The sequence below is a fragment of the Corynebacterium sp. HMSC05C01 genome (assembly GCF_001807155.1).
GTDB lineage: Bacteria > Actinomycetota > Actinomycetes > Mycobacteriales > Mycobacteriaceae > Corynebacterium > Corynebacterium coyleae.
Map to the genome: position 1 here is coordinate 40,685 of NZ_KV787933.1, position 18,782 is coordinate 59,466.

Sequence of the window (18,782 nt, forward strand, 5' to 3'; positions counted from 1 at the left end):
AGTCTAGCTGTCAGTGTTCGCAGGTGTGCGTTGCCTTAGCGCAGCTACCCCCAACACGGTTGCACCGGTGACGGCAACCCATACAAATAGCAGTAGCGCCAGCACCCAAGGGTCCACGCCGATGACCCCATAAGCGCCTGCTTGCCCTGAGGAGAAGACGCCTGCGGCCGCGCCGAATAGGGCGCACCACGTGGCAGTTGCTGCAATAGCAATCAGAGACACTTGCTTTGCGACGAAGTAATGCACCAGCACCGCCGCCGGCACCACCAACAGCACCGGCGCCCACGCGGGCACCTCCGCCGGGATCGCACCAAACAGGGGCAGGGGTGGGTACGGGATCTGGACTGCGTCGAAGAGGTTTATCGAACCGGCACCGTAGGTAAAGGACCCGCCGAGCATGACCGACAGCGCCCCGATAGCCGCATTTGGCAGGTACGCCACACAGAGCACGAACAGGCCAATACCGCCGCCCCACCCGAGGGATGGGTACTGGCCGAGCAGTTCGCGAACCTCACCAAAACCTGCAACGAGGAACGCAAGGTAGATCACTGCGGCTGCACTCAGCAGGCGTACAACGATGTTGCCTGCAGCCTCACCTGCATCAACGGTTTCCGCGGGAACCCCCGCACGCTTCGCGAGCGCATGCCACACCACGTTGCGGATTCCGATGCAGTAACCAATGAGGTGCAAGATGACCGGGCAAAGCAGCGCGGCCACGGGGTGTGGTGCGGCCACCGGATAGACGGCCGACGCGTCAGCGACCATGAACAACGCGATGCCGCTGAACACCAGCGCAAAGCCGATGACAAGACCAAGCAGCACGAGGAGGTCCAGGATGCTTACTCGTCCCGCCGTAGCCGCACGGATACGGCGCGCCACGAGTGCGACAACACCGATGGCTGGCAAAAGGGGTACGGCGGCGAGCTCGATGTCGTCGATACGCACTGGCACTCCGTGGAAGACGAACCAGCTCTCCCCCACCGCGGCAGGCAAGTAGGTCAGGCGCCAACCTGCGATGAGGATGACGGCAAAGCACACCACAAGCAGCCCGAGCCCGACGACAGCATTCGGCACAGCGACATACGGCAGGTAGTGCTTGATCCGCTCTTCGGTCGTCTCCGGGACCTTTGCGGGGGCAGACCGCTTCTTAATACCGGTGATCTTGCGCTTGGACATGCTGGCGTTGCGCGCGCGGCGCCCGCTTGTCGACGACGCCGGGCGTGGTTTCGGTGTGGTGCTCATCCCCGCCAACTCTGCCACTCCTCACCCCCACTTCTGGGGAAGGACACCCGATCTTCCAATTTGCCCCACCCGTCCGGAGAGTCACACCGTTCACACACGACTACACATGACGTGGATGCGACCGGGATGTAACACTGCAGAGACAGCGAACGATTAAGACAATTTTCAGATTCATCTTGCCCCGATGAAACCAATTCGTTACAGTAACCACTCGTAGATAACAGGAAGGTTACGATTCCCCTGCCGGAAACACTGCCAGCAGGGAAGATTCGGGACCAACGGGAAATCTCAAAGAGGGCAAATGTTCATTTCGAAGAAGCAGGGCGGCAAGCACCGTAAGCAGACGCCGAACACGGGTCGCGCAGCTGTCGTCGCCGCCGCCACTGGCGCGGTTTCCACCGCCGGCTTCTCCGGCCTCGCCGCAGGCGCTCTCACATCAGACAAGAGCCAAGACGCGGATTACTCCATCCAGCTCGCAGCCGATACCGACGAAATTGCCGGCACCCCAGACAGCGACGCCGCAACCCCGCAGATCCTGGCGATCGCGGAGTACAAGCCGGTTGAGAACCTTACCGACCAGCTCAACAAGGCAGTCCAGCACTCCGACGAGGTCGCTCGCCAAGACGAAGCAGCACGTGCCCCGCTGGTCGTCCGCCCGGCCGACGGCGCTTACACCTCCGGCTTCGGCATGCGCTGGGGTTCGATGCACTCCGGCATCGATATCGCCAACGTGGAAGGCACCCCGATCCGCGCAGTTGCCGATGGCACTGTGATCGACTCCGGCCCGGCCCAGGGCTACGGCCAGTGGATCCGCATCCGCCACGAGGACGGCTCCATTTCCGTCTACGGCCACATGCAGTCTCTGTACGTAGGCGTCGGCGAGCAGGTCCATGCCGGCCAGGACATCGCCGGCATGGGTTCGCTGGGCTTCTCCACCGGCTCGCACCTGCACTTTGAAATCTGGCCGGACGGCGCAACCGCCGTCGACCCGGAGCCTTGGTTGGCCGCACGCGGCATCCAGCTCTAAGCCACACAGACTTCTGCCCCGCTTCGGCGGGGCTTTTTCATTGTTGGGTGTCCAACTTTTCGGAGCATGCGGGGGTACACCATCCACCCCCACAGGCAATTAACATCCGTAACAAATTTCACTTCAGTAACATCGCGCCTGCCTGCAGCGATACCACATAGCTACGCCCAATTAGAACAAACGTGCAGGTCACGCCATTGCTTCGCGGGTGGACACACGTTAAATTGACCTGCTGTGCGCGTAGCCAAAGCTGCGCCGAACCAGACCTGCGTAGAGAAGGTAAAACTGTGAAAACCAGTCGTATGTTCCCCGGTGCCTCCGTGGCAGCCGCTGCAGCATTGGCGCTGACGCTTGTAGCGTCGCCAGCGCACGCACTGACCCTCACTGTCGGTGGCGCACCTATCGGCAACCAGGGCGACGCCTTGGGCGCCCTTGCAAAGGCTGCAGACGCCATCCTGGACAACGGTGCAACCGTGACCGCCGGCGGCTACAAGATCGTGTACGACCCGCGCGCCCTCGATGCGCCGCTGTCGGCCGCGTTCGCTCCTGCCGATGGCACGGACTGGGTCGCACCGCAGCGCGGCCGCACCGCAGATGGCCGCACCGTGGTCATGCCGGCGTCTGGCCGCTACACCTCCGGTTACGGTCCACGCTGGGGCACGTTCCACCGTGGCATCGACATTGCCAACACGGAAGGCACCCCGATCTACGCGGCAATGGACGGCACCGTCACCGCAGCAGGTCCGGCGCAGGGCTTTGGCAACTGGGTCGTGATCAAGCACGACGGTGGCGAAGAGACCGTCTACGGCCACATGCGTTACTACGACGTGCAGGTCGGCCAGCGCGTCAAGGCGGGCCAGAAGATCGCCTCCATCGGCAACGAGGGCTACTCCACGGGCCCGCACCTCCACTTCGAGGTCAAGCCGGACGGTGTGAACCACGCCGACCCCGAGGTCTGGCTGGCCCAGCAGGGTATCCGGATCTAAAGCTTTTCCATCGGCACCCCGCCGATGGTCATCAGCCTGACGGTGCCAGACGACCCGAAATCGATTGTCACCGTCTCCCTCACGCCGGAACCTTCCACGGTGAGGACCGTGCCCAACCCGTACTTCGCGTGGTTGACGCGGTCTCCGGCCACTAAGTTCAAATTCTTGTGCACCGTCTGTTTCGGTGCACGGCGCGCAGAGCGCATCTGCGTGCGTGGACGCGAGGGCGAGCCCCACGCATCCGCGTTGAAGGAGCGCTCCGGTTCCAACCTGCGCCAGTCGATGAGGTCCTCCGGGACCTCTGCGAGGAAGCGACTGGCCGGGTTGGTTACCGGAGAGCCCCACGATGAGCGCAGCATCGCACGCGTCAGATATAGCCGCTCGCGGGCGCGCGTAATCCCCACATACGCCAGGCGACGTTCCTCGGCGAGCTCCGCTGGATCCCCCAACGCACGCAGGTGTGGGAACTGTCCGTCCTCCCAGCCGGTAACAAACACCACCGGGAACTCCAGGCCCTTTGCAGTGTGCAACGTCATCAACGTGACCACGCCCTGCTCGTTGTCCGGCAACTGATCCGCATCAGCGACGAGCGAAACCTTCTCCAAAAACGCCTGCAGTGATCCCGGCGCGGGTTCGCCTTCCTGCATAACCTCGTCGATTTCTTCATCGGTCATGTACGCCATCTGGTTCGCAGCGTCCGAGGAGAACTCACGGGCGACAGAGACCAACTCGTTGAGGTTGTCCAGGCGCGCCCCGTCCTGCGGGTCGTTGGAGGCTTCAAGCTCTGCCTTGTAGCCGGTGGCATCAAGCACCTGGGCGACCAGTTGCCCGAGGTCTGGCATGCCGGTGACCTCATTGACCATGTTCGGCATGTCCTGGCGGAGCCCCCTCATCATGTCCACGAAGCGGGTAATGGAGTTCGTGGCGGCCTTGGCCAGCATGTCCACGTTGCCCTCAGTGGCGTCGATAAGCGAACGCCCAAAGCTTTGATTGTTTTGCTCCGAGTGCAGCGCCACCATGGCTTGCGCCTTGTCGCCAATGCCGCGTTTTGGCACGTTGACAATGCGCCGCATGCTCACCGTGTCGTCCGGGTTTTCTAGCACCTTCAGGTAAGCAACGATGTCGCGGATCTCGCGGCGCTCGTAGAAGCGGGTCCCGCCGACTACCTTGTACGGAATACCCGAGCGGATGAAAATGTCTTCCAACGCGCGCGAGGCGTTGTTGGTGCGATACATCACTGCGATATCCGAGTACGGCACGCCGCGATCCGACAGGGCATCGATTTCCGTGGCGATGAAGCGGGCCTCGTCGTGCTCGTTGTCCGCGACATAGCCGACGATCTTCTCCCCCGTGCCGTGGTCAGTCCACAGCTTCTTCGGGCGGCGGCCCTCGTTCTGCGCGATGACAGCGTTCGCGGCACTCAAGATGTTCTGCGTGGAGCGGTAGTTCTGCTCCAGCATGATCGTCTCCGCATCGGGGTAGTCGCGCTCGAACTCCTCGATGTTGCGGATCGTCGCGCCACGGAAGGCGTAAATGGACTGGTCAGAATCGCCCACCACCGCCAGCTCGGGCGCGTCGGGGCCGTCGCCCACCAGGGTGTGGATGAGTTCGTATTGAGCGTGGTTGGTGTCCTGGTATTCGTCGACAAGCACATGCCTGAAGCGACGCCGGTAGTACTCCGTGACCTGCGGATGCGTCTTGAAGATGCGGACTACCTCGCCGATCAGATCGTCGAAATCGAGCGCGTTGGATTGACGCAGGCGGCGCTGATATTCCGCGAACACGTTCGCCACCGTGGTCTCGAACGGGTTGTGGGTGCGTTGCGCCTGTGCTTGCGCCTGGTCCGGATCCACCAACTCGTTTTTCAGATTCGAAATCGCGTTGGCCAGCACGCGCGGCGAGAACTTCTTCAGATCCAAGTTCATGTCTTTGCCGATCATGCCGAGCAGTCGACGTGAATCGTCCGAATCATAAATAGTGAAGTTGGTATTCAACCCCGGCACCAACTGCGCCTGCTGGCGCAAAATACGCACGCACACCGAGTGGAACGTGGCCACCCACATGCGTTCCGCCTCAGGTCCGACGAGTTGGCCGACGCGCTCCTTCATCTCCGCTGCGGCCTTATTAGTAAAGGTGATGGCAAGGATCTGCCACGGCGCTACCCCACGGTTTTGCAGCAAATAGGCAATACGGCGGGTCAGCACCGCAGTTTTGCCGGAACCAGCGCCGGCGACGATAAGCAGCGGGCTACCTTCGTGCACGACGGCCGCCTGTTGCTGCGGGTTCAGGCCAAGGGTCACATCAGTCATGGCAGTCACTGTACTAACGCCGCCGACACGACCCTGACCGTGTGTTCGAACTGGCATAATCTACTGCCATGAGTGAGCTTGAAATCCGCATGCCATCCGGCACCGACGATCCCCTTTCGGACGCGGAGATCCAGGAATACCGCAAGGAAATCGACCGACTTGACCGCGTCATCCTCGACGCAGTGAAGCGCCGCAGCCAGATTTCCGCCGCGATTGGTAAGACACGCATGGGCTCGGGCGGCACGCGCCTTGTCCACACTCGCGAGGTGGCCATCATTAACCAGTTCCGCGACGAGTTGGGCGAGGAAGGCCCCGGCCTGGCACAGATCCTGCTGCGGCTCGGCCGGGGCAAGTTGGGTTAACGCACTTGGGGCTAGCGCTCCGGACGGCTAGTCCTGCTCGGTGGAATCGAGCACGACCTCAAATTCCAGCAGTTCAGCAGACTGTGACACCGGCTTGCGCGGGCCCTCACCGTTATCGCCGCCCTTGTCGCTTTCAGCGTGCCCGGCGCGGCCTGCGCCTTCCCACCAGGCGTTGTAGGACTCCTCGTCGGCCCAGCGGGTGACCACGAAGTAGCGCTCCTCCCCCTTGACTGGGCGCAGAAGCTGGAAGCCTTCGAAGCCGGGCTGGGAGTCGATGGCGTGCTTGCGGGCAGCGAAGCGGCGCTCGAGTTCCTCGCCGGCGCCTTCGGGGACAGTAATCGCGTTGATCTTGACGATGCTCATGGGCGCCATTATCCAGATTTGCCGGGTGGTGGGGTGTATACCCGGAAGGTACGGCAGGTTTTGACTACCGTAGTTTGCATTGAACGCTGGAGATGATTACCGCCGCCTGGGAGGCTGCAATGCACGACATTACGTCCGCACCGAGCTGGAAAAAGCTCGAAAAACTCCATGCTGAAACGTCTCGCACGACGCTGCGTGATCTGTTTCGGGCCGACGCGCAGCGCGCCGAGCGCTTCACTTTCGACGCCGCCGGTTTGCACGTGGATCTGTCGAAGAACCTGTTCAACGGGCGTGTCATGGAGGCGCTGATTGCACTTGCCGACGACGCCGACCTGACCGAACGCATCACTGCAATGTTTTCGGGCGAGCACCTCAACACCACCGAGGACCGGGCTGTGCTGCACACCGCGCTGCGCGCCCCGGCGGATCGGGCGCTGATCGTCGACGGCCAGGATGTCACCGCTGACGTGCACGATGTGCTGGAGCGCATGAGTGCGTTTGCGGAGTCGGTGCGCTCTGGCGATTGGCTCGGCCACACGGGCAAGCCGATTACCAAGGTGGTCAACATCGGCATCGGCGGCTCTGACCTCGGGCCAGCCATGGCTGCTCAGGCGTTGCGTACCTACGCGGATGCTGGGGTGAGCGCGGAGTTCGTCTCCAACGTGGATCCGGCCGATATGACCCGGGTGCTCGCTGACGCTGACCCGGAGCAGACGCTGTTTATCGTCGCCTCCAAAACGTTTACTACCCAGGAAACCCTGTCCAACGCGCATGCGGCGAAGCGCTGGCTGCTCGAGGCTTTCGATGGCGACGACACCGCGGTTGCGAAGCACTTCGTAGCCGTCTCTACCAATGTGGAGAAGGTCTCCGAGTTCGGTATTAATACGAACAACATGTTCGGCTTCTGGGACTGGGTTGGCGGCCGCTACTCGGTGGATTCCGCAATCGGCCTGTCGCTGATGGTGGTCATCGGCCCGGAGCGTTTCCGCGAGTTCCTCGCCGGGTTCCACGCGATGGATGAGCACTTCCGCACCACCGATTTCGAGCGCAACGTGCCTGTACTCATGGGGCTGCTCAACGTGTGGTACCGCAACTTCTACCAGGCCCAGACCCATGCGGTGTTGCCGTACGCGCAGGACCTCGCCCGCTTCCCGGCGTATCTGCAGCAGTTGACCATGGAGTCCAACGGCAAGCGCACGCGTATCGACGGCACCCCGGTCACCTATGACACCGGCGAAATCTTCTTCGGCGAGCCCGGCACCAACGGCCAACACGCCTTTTTCCAATTGATCCACCAGGGCACCACACTGATTCCGGCGGACTTCATCGGCTTTGCCAAACCACGCGCTGATCTGCCCACCGCCACCGGCGAAGGCTCCATGCACGACCTGCTCATGGGTAATTTCTTCGCGCAGACGAAGGTGCTGGCGTTTGGCAAAACCCAGCAGGAAATCGAAGCAGAAGGTGTCCCGCATGCACTTGCGCCGCACAAGGTTATGCCTGGCAACCGCCCCACCACCACGATCCTGGCGGAGGAACTCTCCCCGCACTCCCTCGGCGCGTTGATTGCGTTGTACGAGCACATCGTGTTCGTGGAGGCCGCCATCTGGGGCATCAACGCCTTCGACCAGTGGGGCGTGGAGTTGGGCAAGGCTCAGGCCAATGACCTCGCCGCTGCCGTTGCGGGCGAGGAAGAGCCCGCCTCCGGCGACCAATCCACCGACAACCTCATCACCTGGTTTAGGGAGCACCGCTAATGGGCGACGCCATCTCATCCGAGTCCTACACGCCACGCCAGCGCACCACGTACCGCCGTCGGCTCGAGGATGAGCTGGAGCGCTTCGACCGGCACCTCCAGGGCGCCGAGTTCGTCGATCACGGCACGATCGGGCTGGAGTTGGAGCTCAATCTTGTCGACGACACCATGCTCCCCCACCCCAACAACCAAGCCGTGCTCGCGCTGCTTGATAGCGAGTACCAGGCCGAAATCGGCGCTTACAACGTGGAGATGAACCACCCACCCTTGGATATTCAAGGCCAGGGGCTAGCGGAGTTGGCTGGTGGCGTCGAGAAGCGACTTGCCCGCGTGCGCGAGGCAGCAAAGCGGGCCGGGTCGCACCTGGCAATGATCGGCACCCTGCCCACGATGACCTCGCAGTTTCTCGATAGCGACGAGTGGATGACGCCAGAGAATCGCTACGCCGGACTGAACAACTCGATCCTGGAATCGCGCGGTGAACTGGTCAAAATCGACCTGCGGGGCGAGGAGAAATACACCCACTACTTTGAGACCATCGCCCCCGAATCCACCTGCACATCCATGCAGCTACACCTCCAGGTGGCACCAGACCGGTTCGCGGAAGCGTGGAACGCTTCCCAAGCCATCGCGGGTGTGCAGGTCGCGCTCTCAGCAAACTCACCGCTGTTCCTCGGCCACAAGGTGTGGCACGAGTCGCGCATCCCGGTGTTCAAACAGTCCATCGATACACGCACCAAAGAACTGATCAACCAAGGCGTGCGCCCGCGTGTGTGGTTCGGCGAACGCTGGATCACCAGCGTCTTCGACCTGTTTGAAGAAAACGTGCGCTACTTCTCCCCGCTGCTGCCCGAAGGCCGCGCCGACGCAGGCACCCCGTTCATGAACGGCGACAACCCTGGCCTGCACTACCTCAACCTGCACAACGGCACGATCTGGCGCTGGAACCGGCCCATCTACGATCCGGCGGGCGAACTCAGCCACATCCGCGTGGAAAACCGCCTGCTTCCCGCTGGCCCGACCGTCAAGGACATCGTTGCCGACGCTGCGCTCTACTACGGCCTGGTCAAAGCCCTAAGCAACCAGACCCGACCTGTGTGGTCGCGCCTCACCTTCGACGCCGCAAACCGTAACTTCCTCGCCGGCGCCAAGCACGGCATCAACGCCGAGATGGAATGGCCGACGTTGGGTTCGGTTCCGGTACGTGAGCTCGTCGAGAAGCATCTGCTCGACCTCGCCTACGAGGGGCTGCGAGCCCTTGACGTGGACCAATCCTGCGCCGACGAATACCTCGGTGTCATCGAAGGCCGCGTACGCACCGGCCAAAACGGTGCCACCTGGCAACTCGACGCCCTGAGCCGCGCCGCCGCCGGATCCAAACCCGCCACCAGCGAACGCGCCGAAGGCCTCGCACGGGTTTTGCGGCAGTACATCAAAAACTCCCAGGCAGACGCGCCGGTGCACACTTGGAACCTTGAGGTCGAATAAGGCAAGATAGGCCCAATGCAGAGCATCATCGACTGGATCGTCGGCCTAATGGAAACCCTTGGCGCCCCCGGTGTCGGCATTGCGATCCTCTTGGAGAACCTCTTCCCACCCATTCCGTCCGAGGTCGTACTGCCGCTGGCAGGCTTCACCGTCGCGCAGGGATCCCTGAACATGGTCAGCGTGTTCATCTGGTCCGTGCTTGGCTCCGTCATCGGCGCATACATCCTCTACGGCGTCGGCGCCTGGCTCGGCCTGGAGCGCCTGCGCAAGATCGCCGATTGGATGTGGCTCGTGCGCGCCTCCGACGTGGACGCATCGATGGATTTCTTCAACAAATACGGCAAGCCCAGCGTGTTCATCGGTCGCCTCATCCCGGGTGTGCGGTCGCTGATCTCCATCCCGGCGGGCCTGGGCAACATGAACCTTCTCACCTTCGGCCTGTGGACCACGCTTGGCTCCGGCATCTGGAACGCCATCCTGATCTACCTGGGCTACATCCTCGGCGACAACTGGGAAAAGGCCACCGAGTACGCGGACACCTACTCCAACGTCATCTACGTCGTGCTCATCCTGATCATCCTCGGATTCCTGGTGTTCTTCATCCGCCGCGCACTCAGCGACTGGGAGGCGAAAAAGTCTGACACTGCGGACACCACCAAATAACCCGCTCGAGGGCGACCGATCACGAAAGTGACGGTCGCCCTCTCCCCTTTAAGAAACCTTCTCGCCTTGCGCCCAATACGAAGCAACATCGGGAAGTTCATCGACCGCGAAGTATCGGGAGTGCGTAACCTTCAAGTCTTCTAAGGACGGCGCCCCGATCACAACAATCTCGACATCTGGATTGTCGTTGGCCTGTTCTTCCTCAAGCCGCTGCAGGATCGCATCACGTACATCCGCATACTCTTTCATCCGAAGCGCGCCGGTCTTGCGGTTGAACACCATAAGGAAGTGCTTCATCGTCTCCCCCTCACTCTTCCACCTCGTACGAACTGAGACGTTGCGATAGGGCTCGCAAAGATTCAATGAGGCTCAGAATACTCGAGGCATGCTGACTCGTAGCAGTCTCCGAGTACGACAATGCTCGAAAAGCTTCCGCCCGCAATTCATGCAGCCTCGAGTTCAATGGCAGACCCCTCGGGATATTCGCTAACTGCTTCATCGAGTTCGAACTACTCCGACGCGTCGCTGCTCGTTGCCGTTCCATATGGTGAATATCACGCGCAATCGCAACTAGCGCATCAAAAACCCTGGCTAGCTCTTTGTTCCCTGGCCGCGCATCGTTTTCGTATCGGATCTTTCGCCCAGTTTTGTCCGCTAACTTTTCAAAGGTGTTCGCCCACTCCGACTGGAGCAAGGTCCGCATTTGGAGTTCGACATTACCCGCAGCCGACTGAACCACCAGATGAATAGCCCGGTAACCCCCGGGCTGCGCACGGGCGATATAGTCACGCTCAATCACACGATGCCCCTCTGCCCGCAGCACCTGCTGCAGCTCCCATGAGAGATGGCGCAAATCGTCGTGCAACACGTTGGCCGTAATTCGAGCCCCGGCGAAATCCCACATCCGGCCGAGTTGAACCTTCTTCGTTTTGTCCTCATTCGACCGTCTGATTTTGTCACCAATAGTCGCCTGCGATTTCACTCGATAAGCACTGACAATGTCCGGACTTTGGTTTTCCTGGCCAAAAAGTTCCTGCGCAAAACCTGCACAGGCAGCAGCAGTCCGTCGAGCTAACTCGTCGTGCCAGATAATCATCTCCGCGGCTTCCGCAGGAACACTGGCACTACCAGCGAAATATTCTCCGCGCCGGTCGATTTCTCGCTTCTCCCACGGACGTTTTTCTCTCAAAAATTCAAAGTCCATATCTCGCCCCCCCTTTTCCAGAAATGGAATATATCAGGGCTCCGGCTGACACCGCGGACACCACCAAATAACCCGCTCGAGGTCGCCGTCGCCGCCGAGAAATCCCTTCTCAATGAGCGTGCCGCAGCGCCTACACGGCTTGTTGTTGCGGCCGAACACGTAACTTGTCTCCCCAGCCCGCTTGATCCCAGTGGTCACGCGGACGGGGGCGTCTTTATTCGCCCACATCAGCCGTCGCGCAAGACGCACATGCTTTTCGACGTCCACCTCCCCCACCCGTTCCCTCGGGTGGGTACCCGCGAGGAAGTTGATCTCCGCGCGGTACTCGTTCCCAATGCCGGCAAGATTGCGCTGATCCAGCAGGGCACGTCCGATTTCGAGGTTCGGCTGTGCCTCAATGCGCCTGACCGCCTCCGCCAGATCGAAATCCGGGTCGAGCAAATCCGGACCGAGATACCCCATCTCCTGCTCGTATTGGCGGGCGGGGAACACCCGAACGAGGCCGAGCCAAAAGCCGACGAGTTCGATGTCGGGCTGGGGGTCGTCGCTAAGCGAAAGCACCACGCGAGCCGCATGACCAGGCTTCTTCCAGCGTGTTCCGGCGCGATGCATCGACCACGTGCCCTCCATTTTGAGGTGCGTGTGCAGGATCTGCGCCTGGTGGCCGCCTTTAGCGAACTGCATGAAGAGGTGCTTGCCGCGAGGCCAAACGCGCTCGCAGGTCATGCCCGTGAAATCAACGGTGGCGTAGCGCGGGACGCGAATGCTTGTGGCTGCGACTTCGCGGTTCTGCATCCACTGCAGGCGCTTCGAGAGCTGATAAACGGAATCACCTTCAGGCATAGTGGGGCCCATGTTCCGCTTTTTACGCAACATTTTCAACAGTGTGGTCAATGCCGGGCCGACCCCGGAGGAGTCGCTCGTCGGCTTCTTCCCCGACATGGACGCCGCAGTCGAGTGGGCGCGCGGGGTGCTCGCGGAGACCGGCACCGACCCTGAGGTCGAGTATGTGCGCGCGGTGAAGGACGTGCGCGAGGCGAATCCGCGGCTCGGCCTTGCGGCGGCAGCGCACCTGGTCAAGCAGTTGCAATAGAACGGGTGTTCGAACGTTTGATTGTCACGTCGGGCGCGTTGATAGATTGACCCTCAACTACTTGAAGGAGGGAACATGAACAACGTGTCTCGGCTCGTTGACCAGGTCGTAGACAGCCTGACGCAATTGCGCCTGCTTTTCGACGACCCCACGTCCCTCCCCTTCACTACCATCGCCCGCGACATCGCACGCCTCGAACAAGCTATGGATAAGAAGGCCTACGTCGACGCCTCCTTCGCCCACGCCTGCGTGCTCGCCGACGCCGGCAAACTCGTCGGGGCGAACTACCCGGACGCCTACCTCATGGAGATGTTGGGCATCTCCAAGGGCGAGGCCTACAACCGGCTCGCCCGCGCCAAAGCCATGTTCGCCCCGCCCCCGCCACCTGAGCCCGACCTTGACGACTTTCTTGGGGACTTGTTTGGCGCTGGCGATGAACCGACCGACGAGGAGCGCGCCGCCGCCGAAGAAGCCGCCCGCAAGGCCGCCGACGAGGAAGCCGAGCGTCGCCGCAAAGACCAGGAGGACGCCCGCCGTCGCGCCGGCGAGGTCCCCGCCGCCAAGCAGGACATCATCCGGCGAGAACTCGACAAACTGCTCAAGGCCGCCGAGGGCGAACGCATGAGCATCTACGCCCGCGCCATGGAGGAAGCGAAGACACGCAGCGAAAAGGACCTGCGGCTGTTTGTGAAGCGCCTCGTGGACAAGGCGAACAAGCCACACGCAAAGAAGAACCCCAACGCTGGCTTTGAAAAGCGCGAGGCCACCCTGGGCAAGGAAAACTCCGACGGCACCTACGACGTGCGCCTTCACATGACCGCAGGCGACTACGCCCTCTACAAAGCACTCACCGACAAGGGGCTCGCACCAAACTCCAACATCCCGGCTGAACACCAGCAGGACCGCGACCCCCGCACCCGAGGCCAGCGCCGCTACGACCAGTTCATGGACATCATGCGCCAATACGAACACGGCGAGCAGGCCGCCAACGGCGGCGCCGCCTCCGTGGTGGTCTCGGTGACGCTGGACGATCTTGCCGACGCCGACGCCACCACCCTGTTCCAAACCAACGTCGGCGTGGAGCTCAACGCCTTCAACCTCGTGCGCCTCGGCATGGACGGCACCTCCGACTTCTTACTCACCGTCGACGGCCTCACCGGAGTGCCGCTGCACCTGGGCAGGTCGAAACGGCTCGCGTCTGTTGCGCAACGCATCGCCATGTTCGCCATCCAAGGCGTGTGCTCATGGGCCGGCTGCACCACCGCCATGAGCGAGTGCGAAGCCCACCACATCATCTCCTGGCTGCGGTACGGCGGCACCGACATCACCAACCTCACCGGCCTGTGCCCCACCCATCACCGGTGCAACAATGACCACCGGGACGGCTCCTTTAACAAGGGCTACATGGATTACGACCCCACAACCGGCACCGCCGTGCTGGTCAAGGCCGACGGCACCCGTCACGTAAACACCACAGACCCCGCCATGCACTCGGCGGTCAACCGAATCCGGGCGAAACGGACCGGGGCGGCGGGGCAACCGCCGGGGACCACCCACCGGCCGGTACCGCGCGTGCCGCTACGGCCCTAAAGCGTGACTGCGCACTTAATCATCAAAGTTGAGCCCATCCGCTGGGCCACCCAAATCAGGCCTGCCGTCGGCCTCCTCTGCACCGTCTAGCTCTCCCAGCGCCTCCGTTATGCTGCGCCCGCGCCGCTTCGGGGGTGCCGAGGCACGCCCTCCGATCTTCGCCCCCTTGTGGGTCACCGTCGCCCCGAAGTCTTTCAGAGAAAAGGCAGGACCGCCGTTAAGCTTTTCCACGCTCAACGGCTGCATGCGGCCGGCCCGGACCGCTTGAGTCAGGGCATCGACGACCAACGGCATCGGGTCCCCTACCCCGTCGGGGAAGAAATCGAAGAAGGTGGTCATGGTTCTCCCGCCGCGGGTGATGTGGGCGGCTAAGAGGCCGTCGACAAGCACCACCATGGCACCGGCCGAGCGGGTCGGCCCCTGCGCCGGCCACGGCAGCGCCGCCCCGTAGGGGTTCGACGGGTCGGTGGCGGCCAGCACGTGCACCTGCGGATCGCGCGCACCGGAGGGCCAGCCCACCACGTCGTCGGTGTCCTGGTGCCCGCGCAGCCGATCGATGGTGGCCGGGGTGGAAAACTGCGAGGCCCCAAGCCCCTCCACGAGGTAGCCGCGCATCGCCTTGCCTGATTCCTCAAAACCAGACAAGGTTTTGTAGGCCAGCGCGAACCCGCCCAGGATGTCCTCGGCTACCACCGAACCGCGGGTGACCACCCCGTAGCGGTCCAGCAGCGACTCCCCTAAAGCCACCGAGCGACGCGTGGGGTCGCTATCAGGCGTGGGCGTGAGCGACCAACGGCCCACCATGTCGGGCGGGACCGTCGACGCGAACGAGGTCCGCCCCGAGCGCACCCTGCTTCGCTGCGGCCTGCGACGCGCCCGGTGCGCCGTCCTCCCGCCCGCCAACCGGGCCCGGATCGGAGCAAACGAATCCGGCGCGAGGAAGCCGGCCTCCACCAGGTCCCACATGGCTTCGCGCAGCTCCTCGGTGGTGGTCGAGGGTTCAAGCAGATCGCCGAACAGGAACCCGCCGCCGCGGCGCACCTTCTCCATCACCTGGGTTTGGGTCAGCGACAGCAGGGGTTCCTCGACCTGCGGCATGAGTTGGGCCGCGTAGTCGGTGGGCAGCAGCATGATCCACGGGTCACGCGCCCCTGCCTTGCCGGCGCCGACGATGGCGACCTCGCCGTTGGCGGTGAGCTCGTCAAGCATCACCGGCGAGTAGTCGCCAACGCGGGACGGGAAGATGTGGGACTCCCAAGCACTTGCGGGCAGCCGCACCCCGGCGAGCTGCTCGATCACCGAGTAGACCCCGTCGGCGCCCCGCAGCGCGGGCGTGACCCCCACCGGGGCCACGTTTGACCACGAAGGCAGAAAACGCCCATAGGCCGACTGCGACACGGGCCGGGTCTGGGCGCGCGCCGCCGCCAGCGAGCGCGACCGGATGATGCGCAGCACCTCGGCGGCGACGTACTCCTGCTCCTCGACGCCCTGCCGGTAGCGGCCCTCGATGACCTTGTCCTTGTCCACCAGCGGCATCAGCGCTGCATGCGCCGCACCGACGGCCAGCCCGAACGCGTCCGCAAGGTCGCGCAACACAAAGGGCCCGCGGGTGCGCACCCAACGCCCCACCAGTTGCGCCAGAGCGTCAGGGATGGTTTGCACCTGGGCGGGGACGCCGGGCGGGACGGGCACGCCGAGGCCGTCGCGAAGCAAGGGCGCATCCAGGACTTGGGCCACGTGTTCGCGCCCGCCGATGCGCACCCGCATCATGCGTGCCCCCAGGGACTGCTCCAGGGAGGCCAGGGGGACTGTGGTGTAGGTGGGCAGGTCGTCGATAGGCACGGGCCCCACGATGCGCAGGGTGTCGGCGAACTGCTCGGACGTCTCCGCGCGGCCCACCCGGCGCAGCGAGGCGTCGACCTCTGCGATGATGTCCGCGTCGAGCAGCTCGCGCAGCTCGACGGTGCCCAGCAGCTTGGCCAGCAGCGACGGGTCGAGCGACAGCGCCGCGGCCCGCTTCTCCGCCAGCGGGGTGTCGCCCTCGTACATGAACGCGCCGGTGTAGTTGAACAGCAGCGAGGAAGCGAACGGGCTCGGCTGGTCGGTGGTCACCTCGGCGATGCGCACCCGGCGCGTATTGATGTCGCGCATCACCTCCTGCAGCGCCGGCAGGTCGTAGACGTCCTGGAAGCACTCACGCACGGTTTCCAGGATGATTGGAAACGACGGGTAATTCCGGGCCACATCCAATAACTGCTCGGCGCGCTGGCGCTGCTGCCACAACGGTGCGCGCTTGCCGGGGTTGCGGCGCGGCAGCAGCAGGGCGCGGGCGGCGCACTCGCGGAACCGGGAGGCGAACAGGGCGGAGTTGCCCACCTGCTCGGTAACGATGTCCGCGATCTCGTCGGCGTCGAATTGGAAGATCGCCCCGTCGGGCTCCCCCTCCCCTTGCGGCAGGCGCAGCACGATGCCGTCGTCGCCGGCGACCGCCTGGGCGTCCATCCCGGTCTCCTGGGCGACCCGCCAGCCGGTGGCCAGCGCCCACGCCGCGTTGACCCCCTTGCCAAACGGGGTGTGCAGCACCACACGCCAGTCCCCCAGCTCGTCGGTGAACCGCTCCAGCACAAGGGTTTTCTCGTCGGGCAGGATCCCGGTGGCCTCCTCCTGCTCGTCAAGGTATTGCAGCAGGTTGGCCCGGGCGCGCTCGTCCAAGCTTTCGTCCAAAGCATTTCTTGCTTCTCGACGAAACGCCCCCACCGCCTTACCCAACTCATACGGCCGACCCAGCCCGTCGCCTGTCCAGAACGGCAGGCGCCCGGTGTGGCCGGGCGCCGGGCTGACCTGCACCTGGTCGCGGGTGATGTTTTCGATGCGCCACGAGGAGGCGCCGAGGGTGAACACGTCGCCGACGCGGGACTCGTAGACCATCTCCTCGTCGAGCTCGCCGACGCGGCGGGGTGCTTTGTCCTCGGCGCCCGCGAGCAGGAAGACGCCGAACATGCCGCGATCCGGGATGGTGCCGGCGTTGGTCACCGCGACCCGCTGGGCGCCGGGGCGCGCCTTCAAGACATTGCCTTCGAGGATTGCGCGGGGCCGCAGCTCGGCGAAGTCGGTGGACGGATAGACGCCGATGACCAGGTCGATCACCGAGTCGAACACCTCGCGGGCAAGGTCACGGTACGGCCAGGCGCGGCGCACGGTGTCGTACCACTCGTCCACATCCAGGTCCTCCACCGCAACCGCAGCCACGGTCTGCTGGGCAAGCACGTCCAGCGGGCTTCGCGGGGTGTGCAGCTCCTCGATGAGGCCTTGGCGCATCCGGGGCACCGTCACCGCAGTTTGCACCAGGTCGGAGCGGTGCTTCGGGTAGAACGTGCCCTCGGAGACCGCCCCCACGGTGTGCCCGGCGCGGCCCACGCGCTGCAGTCCGGAGGCCACCGACGGCGGGGATTCCACCTGGATGACCAGGTCCACCGCACCCATGTCGATGCCCAGCTCCAGCGAGGAGGTGGACACCACCGCGCGCAGGGTGCCCTCTTTCAGCATGGTTTCGGTCTGGGCGCGCTCGTCCTTGGACACGCTGCCGTGGTGGGCGCGCGCGATCACGGTCGCGGCGTGGCCGGCAGTATCCACCGACTTCATCAGCTGCGCCGGCGGGCGGCGGGTCTGCGGGGAGAGCGCCTCCGGGTCGTGCTCCTTCGCCCAGAGTTCGTTTAACTGGCTGGTCAGGCGCTCCGCGGTGCGGCGGGAGTTGACGAAAACGATGGTGGACCGATGCGCCATGACTTCGTCGTAAATCGCGCGCTCGATGTGGGGCCAGATGGAGTTGGTAGCACCGGGCGGCGGGGCGTCCAGGGCGTCGTCCACGGCGTCGTCGAAAACAGCATCGCCGATGGTGGAGGCGTCCTCGGGAACGGGCAGGTCGCTCATGTCGTCGACGGGCACGCGCACATCTAACTGCCAGCGCTTCTCCCCCGGCGGGTTGATGATCGTCGTCTTGGGGCCCAAAAAGTTGGCCACCGCCTCGATCGGGCGCACCGTGGCCGAGAGCCCAATGCGCTGGAAGTCCCCGGCGAGGCGGCGCAGGCGCTCCAGCGAGAGCGCGAGGTGCACGCCGCGTTTGGTGCCGGCGAGGGCGTGGATTTCGTCGACAATGACCGTGTCCACCGTTTTCAGAATGCCCGCCGCCTTGGACGTGAGCATGAGATACAGCGACTCCGGCGTGGTGATCAAAATGTCCGGCGGCTTTCGCACCTGCCGGTTGCGCTCCGCCTGCGGAGTATCGCCCGAGCGCACCCCCACCGAAATGTCCGGCATGTCGCGGCCCAAACGCTGCGCCACCCGCGCAATGCCAGCCAGGGGTGCGCGGAGGTTGTTCTCCACATCCACGCCGAGGGCCTTCAGCGGCGAAATATAAAGGACGCGCACGCCGCCGTGGGTGGAGGTGTTCGCCCCATCGATGGGCAGCGCCTGCTGGCCGGCCCGCTCCACCAGGGAGTTCAGCGCCCACAAGAACGCCGCCAGCGTCTTGCCGGAGCCGGTGGGTGCGACGACGAGGGCGTTTTCGTCGTCAGAAATCGCGCGCCACGCCTGCTCCTGCACCGCCGTGGGCGCTGCGAAGACATCCTGGAACCACCCCGCCACCTGCGGGTGAAAGCGGTCCAAGATCGAGCCAGTCATTTCGCCAACCTTAGCGGTA

At 63.7% G+C, this 18,782-nt stretch carries 15 protein-coding genes; 8 read left to right on the forward strand and 7 right to left on the reverse strand.

Going from position 1 to position 18,782, the window contains the following annotated elements; genetic code table 11:
- Positions 1-3 precede the first annotated feature (3 nt).
- Positions 4-1,242, reverse strand: a complete 1,239-nt coding sequence (locus HMPREF3145_RS01175) for a cell division protein PerM (RefSeq protein WP_070421436.1) — start codon at positions 1,240-1,242, stop codon at positions 4-6.
- A 301-nt stretch (positions 1,243-1,543) separates the two neighbouring features.
- Here HMPREF3145_RS01175 and HMPREF3145_RS01180 point away from each other — a divergent pair, with 301 nt between their 5' ends.
- Together HMPREF3145_RS01180 and HMPREF3145_RS01185 are read left to right on the forward strand one after the other, a co-directional pair.
- Positions 1,544-2,269 (forward strand): M23 family metallopeptidase, encoded by a 726-nt coding sequence (locus tag HMPREF3145_RS01180; RefSeq protein WP_070421437.1) that lies wholly within the window; start codon positions 1,544-1,546, stop codon positions 2,267-2,269.
- A gap of 287 nt (positions 2,270-2,556) precedes the next feature.
- Positions 2,557-3,255: a M23 family metallopeptidase gene (locus HMPREF3145_RS01185; protein ID WP_224212937.1), complete on the forward strand. Its 699-nt coding sequence runs from the start codon at positions 2,557-2,559 to the stop codon at positions 3,253-3,255.
- Here the strand turns inward: HMPREF3145_RS01185 and pcrA are convergent.
- On the reverse strand, positions 3,252-5,564 hold the full coding sequence (gene pcrA, locus HMPREF3145_RS01190) for a DNA helicase PcrA (RefSeq protein WP_070421439.1): 2,313 nt from the start codon (positions 5,562-5,564) through the stop codon (positions 3,252-3,254). The genes HMPREF3145_RS01185 and pcrA overlap by 4 nt on opposite strands.
- Before the next feature lie 68 nt (positions 5,565-5,632).
- Here pcrA and HMPREF3145_RS01195 point away from each other — a divergent pair, with 68 nt between their 5' ends.
- Positions 5,633-5,926, forward strand: a complete 294-nt coding sequence (locus HMPREF3145_RS01195) for a chorismate mutase (RefSeq protein WP_070421440.1) — start codon at positions 5,633-5,635, stop codon at positions 5,924-5,926.
- Positions 5,927-5,953: 27 nt separating this feature from the next.
- Here HMPREF3145_RS01195 and HMPREF3145_RS01200 read toward each other — a convergent pair whose 3' ends face one another.
- Positions 5,954-6,289, reverse strand: a complete 336-nt coding sequence (locus tag HMPREF3145_RS01200; protein WP_070421441.1) for an antibiotic biosynthesis monooxygenase family protein — start codon at positions 6,287-6,289, stop codon at positions 5,954-5,956.
- 119 nt (positions 6,290-6,408) lie between these two features.
- Here HMPREF3145_RS01200 and pgi point away from each other — a divergent pair, with 119 nt between their 5' ends.
- The 3 genes from pgi to HMPREF3145_RS01215 are packed head-to-tail and all read left to right on the forward strand — an operon-like array spanning position 6,409 to position 10,196.
- Positions 6,409-8,046, forward strand: coding sequence for a glucose-6-phosphate isomerase (gene pgi / locus HMPREF3145_RS01205; protein ID WP_070421486.1), 1,638 nt, complete (start codon positions 6,409-6,411; stop codon positions 8,044-8,046).
- Positions 8,046-9,533 carry a glutamate-cysteine ligase family protein gene (locus HMPREF3145_RS01210; RefSeq protein ID WP_070421442.1) on the forward strand — a complete coding sequence of 496 codons (1,488 nt, stop codon included), beginning with the start codon at positions 8,046-8,048 and terminating at the stop codon, positions 9,531-9,533. Before pgi ends, HMPREF3145_RS01210 begins: the two co-directional genes overlap by 1 nt.
- 15 nt (positions 9,534-9,548) lie before the next feature.
- A complete protein-coding gene (locus tag HMPREF3145_RS01215) occupies positions 9,549-10,196 on the forward strand; it encodes a DedA family protein (protein WP_070421443.1) in 648 nt (215 codons plus the stop codon).
- A gap of 48 nt (positions 10,197-10,244) precedes the next feature.
- On the opposite strand, the gene HMPREF3145_RS01220 is transcribed toward HMPREF3145_RS01215, so the two are convergent.
- The 3 genes from HMPREF3145_RS01220 to HMPREF3145_RS01230 are packed head-to-tail and all read right to left on the reverse strand — an operon-like array spanning position 10,245 to position 12,243.
- Complete coding sequence (locus HMPREF3145_RS01220) at positions 10,245-10,493, reverse strand: hypothetical protein (RefSeq protein WP_070421444.1); 249 nt, start codon at positions 10,491-10,493, stop codon at positions 10,245-10,247.
- 10 nt (positions 10,494-10,503) lie between these two features.
- Complete coding sequence (locus HMPREF3145_RS01225) at positions 10,504-11,400, reverse strand: RelA/SpoT domain-containing protein (protein WP_070421445.1); 897 nt, start codon at positions 11,398-11,400, stop codon at positions 10,504-10,506.
- A gap of 33 nt (positions 11,401-11,433) precedes the next feature.
- Positions 11,434-12,243 carry a DNA-formamidopyrimidine glycosylase family protein gene (locus HMPREF3145_RS01230; RefSeq protein WP_070421487.1) on the reverse strand — a complete coding sequence of 270 codons (810 nt, stop codon included), beginning with the start codon at positions 12,241-12,243 and terminating at the stop codon, positions 11,434-11,436.
- Between the two features lie 10 nt (positions 12,244-12,253).
- Between HMPREF3145_RS01230 and HMPREF3145_RS01235 the strand changes: the two genes are divergently transcribed.
- The gene (locus tag HMPREF3145_RS01235; protein WP_070421446.1) at positions 12,254-12,493 is read left to right on the forward strand and encodes a hypothetical protein; all 240 of its coding nucleotides are present in this window, start codon (positions 12,254-12,256) and stop codon (positions 12,491-12,493) included.
- Positions 12,494-12,568: 75 nt separating this feature from the next.
- Complete coding sequence (locus HMPREF3145_RS01240; protein WP_070421447.1) at positions 12,569-14,083, forward strand: HNH endonuclease signature motif containing protein; 1,515 nt, start codon at positions 12,569-12,571, stop codon at positions 14,081-14,083.
- 15 nt (positions 14,084-14,098) lie between these two features.
- Here HMPREF3145_RS01240 and HMPREF3145_RS01245 read toward each other — a convergent pair whose 3' ends face one another.
- Entirely contained in the window at positions 14,099-18,763 is a 4,665-nt protein-coding gene (locus HMPREF3145_RS01245; RefSeq protein ID WP_083279315.1) for an ATP-dependent helicase, read from the reverse strand.
- Between the last annotated feature and the right edge of the window lie 19 nt (positions 18,764-18,782).